Annotated in this window: 4 protein-coding genes and 1 pseudogene; 3 read left to right on the top strand and 2 right to left on the bottom strand. The window is 74.5% G+C overall.

Annotation, left to right across the window (positions count from 1 at the left end; genetic code table 11):
• Positions 1–150 precede the first annotated feature (150 nt).
• On the top strand, positions 151–1,173 hold the full coding sequence (locus ACWEVN_RS47095) for a WD40/YVTN/BNR-like repeat-containing protein (protein ID WP_452055608.1): 1,023 nt from the start codon (positions 151–153) through the stop codon (positions 1,171–1,173).
• Here the strand turns inward: ACWEVN_RS47095 and ACWEVN_RS47100 are convergent.
• On the bottom strand, positions 1,170–1,868 hold the full coding sequence (locus ACWEVN_RS47100; RefSeq protein WP_452055609.1) for an SDR family oxidoreductase: 699 nt from the start codon (positions 1,866–1,868) through the stop codon (positions 1,170–1,172). The genes ACWEVN_RS47095 and ACWEVN_RS47100 overlap by 4 nt on opposite strands.
• A gap of 10 nt (positions 1,869–1,878) precedes the next feature.
• Complete coding sequence (locus ACWEVN_RS47105; protein ID WP_452055610.1) at positions 1,879–2,802, bottom strand: NADP-dependent oxidoreductase; 924 nt, start codon at positions 2,800–2,802, stop codon at positions 1,879–1,881.
• Between the two features lie 91 nt (positions 2,803–2,893).
• Between ACWEVN_RS47105 and ACWEVN_RS47110 the strand changes: the two genes are divergently transcribed.
• Positions 2,894–3,325, top strand: a complete 432-nt coding sequence (locus ACWEVN_RS47110; protein WP_086842651.1) for a winged helix-turn-helix transcriptional regulator — start codon at positions 2,894–2,896, stop codon at positions 3,323–3,325.
• Between the two features lie 9 nt (positions 3,326–3,334).
• Positions 3,335–3,634 (top strand): annotated as a pseudogene (locus tag ACWEVN_RS47115) (WYL domain-containing protein); the annotation flags it as partial.

Below are 3,634 nucleotides of genomic sequence, written 5' to 3' on the forward strand. Positions count from 1 at the left end.
TTTGTTGTGTTTTTACATTATTTTATAATTCCCGCGGTGCGGCGGGGGATGGGGTGTTGCGTGACCGGCGCTCCACACACCTCCACCCCACCCCCCCACGGGGGCGGGACGCGACGAAAGTCGGGGCGGGACTGCGGCAGGATCTCCCGCATGCGTGTCGTGCTGCTGGTGCTCGCCCTGCTGGTCTCGATCGCGGCTCCGGCGTCGGCGGGGCAACGCCCGCCGAAGTGGGAGCTCACGCCGACCGGCGTCACCGCCCAGTTCCGCGGCCTGTCCGCCGTCAGCGCGCGGGTCGCGTGGGTCAGCGGCACCCAGGGCACGGTCCTGCGCACGACCGACGGCGGGGCCACCTGGACGTCCGTGGGGCCGCCGGGCACCGAGACGCTGCAGTTCCGCGACATCGAGGCCTTCGACGCCCAGCACGCCGTGATCCTCTCCATCGGGCCCGGGACCGACTCCCGCGTCTACCGGACCGACGACGGCGGCGCGCACTGGCGCCAGACGTTCCAGAACACCGACGCGGCGGCCTTCTACGACTGCCTGGCCTTCTTCGACCCCTGGCGCGGCCTGGCGATGAGCGACCCGGTCGACGGCCGGTTCCGGGTCCAGGCCACCTTCGACGGCGGCCGCAGCTGGCGCCCGGTGCCCGGCAGCGGCTTCCCGCCCGCGTTGCCCGGCGAGGCCGGGTTCGCGGCCAGCGGCCAGTGCGTCACGACGGCCGGGCCGTTCGACGCCTGGCTCGCGACCGGTGGCGGCGCGACCGCCCGCGTCCTGCACTCCGGCGACGGCGGCCGCCACTGGACGGCGTCGGACACGCCGTTGCCGAGCAGTCCGTCGGCGGGCGTGTTCGCCCTGGCCTTCCGCTCGCCGTTCCAGGGCGTGGCGATCGGCGGCGACTTCGCGAACCCGACGGCGCCCGGCCCGGCCGTCGCGCTCACCCGGGACCGCGGCCGCACCTGGGCCACCCCCGGCCAGTACCCGGCCGGGTACCGCTCCGGGCTGGCCTGGCGCGGTGGGACGGTGCTGGCGGTCGGCCCGGGCGGCAGCGACTACAGCCCCGACGGCGGCCGGCACTGGACGTCGTTCGACACCGGCAGCTTCGACAGCGTGGCCTGCGCCGGGGCCGCCTGCTGGGCCAGTGGCGCCGGCGGCCGGGTCGCCCGGCTCCGCTAGAGGACCTGGCCGGTCGGGCGGACCAGGATCTCGTTGACGTCGACCGAAGGCGGCTGCTGGAGGGCGTAGAGCACCGCACGGCCGATGTCGGCGGGCTCGAGGTGGGGCTTCGTGCGCTGCTCGTCGGTGAGGATGTCGGTGTCGGTGATGCCCGGGTTGATCAGCGTGACCCGCACGCCGGTGCCGACGGCTTCTTCGCGGATCGCGCCGGCCATGCCGGTGACGGCCCACTTCGTCACCGAATACAGGCTCGCGTTGCGGATGTACCGGCCGGCGACCGAGCCGGTGATCAGCAGGTGGCCGGCGGTTTCCTTCAGCGCCGGGAGGGCGGCGCGGGCGGTGTAGGCCGCACCGAGGACGTTCGTGCGGACCATGGGCTCCCACGCCGTCGGATCGGGGTCGTCGTCGCCGAAGAAGGACGTCCCGACGCCGATGCCGGCGTTGGCGAAGGCCGCGTCGAGCCGCCCGAACTTCGCGACGGTCTCGGCCACGGCGGCGGAGATGCCCGGCCAGTCGCCGACGTCCGCGCCGAGGGCCAGGGCCCGGTCCTCGCCGAGTTCGGTGGCCAGGGGCCTGACGGACTCGGCTTCGCGGGCGACGAGGGCGACCTTGAAACCGGCCGCGGCAGTCAGGCGTGCGGTCGCGGCGCCGAGGCCGCGGGAGGCGCCGGTGATGAGGAGAACGCGATCATCCATGCCTCCCAGGCTAGGGAGTCAGGACGAGCCGGCCGCGCAACCCGCCCGCGGCGAGCCGCTCGTGAGCGGCCGCCGCCTCGGCCAGGGGCAGGACCCCGGCGACGCGCAGGGGGAGCGTCCCGTTCTCCGCCAAGCGGGCCAGCTCGGCCAGGCGGTCGCCGTCGGCGCGGATCCAGACGGTGCGGACGCGGATGCCGCGCAGGGGGATCGGGGCGGCGCCCGCGGCGAAGGCCACGAACTCGCCGCCGCCGCGGACCGCGTCGAGCGCGTCCAAGCCGAGGAGCGCGGGGTCGAGAGCCGCGTCCACACCGCCCGGGACCACCGCGCGGACCCGGTCGGCCGGCGACGGCCCGCGCGGCACGAACTCGTCCGCCCCGGCCGCCCGGACCTGGGCTTCGTCGGCTTCGGACGCCACCGCGACGACCCGCAGCTTCCGCGCGTGCGCCAGCGCGACGGCGTACCCGCCGACGGCCCCGGCCGCGCCGGTGACCAGGACGGTTCCCGTGGTGCCGACCAGGTCCAGGGCCTGGGCGGCGGTCAGCGCGTTCAGCGGCAGGGTGGCGGCTTCGGCGGGGGAGACGCCGGCTGGAGCGGGAGCGACCGCCGAGGCGTCGAGCACGATCCGCTCGGCGTAGGCGCCGAGCGGCGTGGCGATCCGGTCGCGCAGGCCGATCACGGCGTCGCCGGCCCGGAACGCGGTGTCGCCGGGGTCGTCGATCTCGCCCGCGACGTCCCAGCCCAGGCCGAGCACCTCCCGCGGCGGCACCACCCCGGCCGCGCTCAGCACCCCGCTCCGGGTCGCCAGGTCCACCGGGTTCACCGCGGCCGCCGCCACCCGGATCCGGACCTGCCCCGGGCCCGGCTCCGGTACCGGGACCTCGGCGAACTCCAGCACTTCCGACCCGCCGAACCGGCGGATCACCATCGCACGCATCCGAACCTCCTTTCCCGCGAACGTAGGGGGAGCTACTCTCCATCGGGAAGTACGCACTCGCAGGTGCCTACCCGACGAGGAGGTTCGCCCGGTGCCCACGCGCACGGCGGAACAGCGCCGGCAGGCCGAAAAGGCCGCCTACGACGCCTACCTGGCCGCCTGCCCGACCCGGAAGCTGCTCGACGAGATCGCCGGCAAGTGGGTCAGCCTGATCCTCGTCGCGCTCGGTGACGGGCCGCAGCGCTACAGCGACCTTTCGCGGCGGATCGCCGGGGTCAGCCAGAAGATGCTCACCCAGACCCTGCGGGTGCTCGAACGGGATGGCCTCGTCCGCCGCGAGGTCACCCCGGCGGTGCCCGTCCGCGTCGACTATTCCCTTACGCCACTGGGGGAATCGCTGCGTGCCCTGATGGCCGGGTTCAAGGACTGGGCCGAAGCGAACTTCGAAGCCGTCGACGCCGCGCGAAGCGATTACGACGCGCGTACCCCGGACCTCACGATCGGGCCGGGCGGCGCGGGCTAGGCTCTACCGGTGTCCACCGCACGCGCCGAACGACTGGTCAATCTGGTGCTGGCCCTGTTGTCCACCCGGCAGTACCTCACGGCCGAGAAGATCCGCGGCATCGTGCCCGGGTACGGCGACGCGGCCAGCGACGACGCCTACTTCCGGATGTTCGAGCGGGACAAGACCGAACTGCGCGAGCTCGGCATCCCCCTGGAAACCGGCCGCAACGGCGCGTTCGACGCCATCGAGGGCTACCGCATCGCCCGCCGCGACTACGAACTCGGCGAGATCGACCTCGCCCCCGACGAGGCCGCCGCCGTCGCGCTC

It is taken from the genome of Amycolatopsis sp. NPDC003861 (assembly GCF_053605405.1).

Excerpts from the sequence above, each read along its gene's own strand:
- ACWEVN_RS47095 (WP_452055608.1), top strand. The coding sequence starts at position 151 with ATGCGTGTCGTGCTGCTGGTGCTCGCCCTGCTGGTCTCGATCGCGGCT.
- ACWEVN_RS47100 (WP_452055609.1), bottom strand. The coding sequence starts at position 1,868 with ATGGATGATCGCGTTCTCCTCATCACCGGCGCCTCCCGCGGCCTCGGC.
- ACWEVN_RS47105 (WP_452055610.1), bottom strand. The coding sequence starts at position 2,802 with ATGCGTGCGATGGTGATCCGCCGGTTCGGCGGGTCGGAAGTGCTGGAG.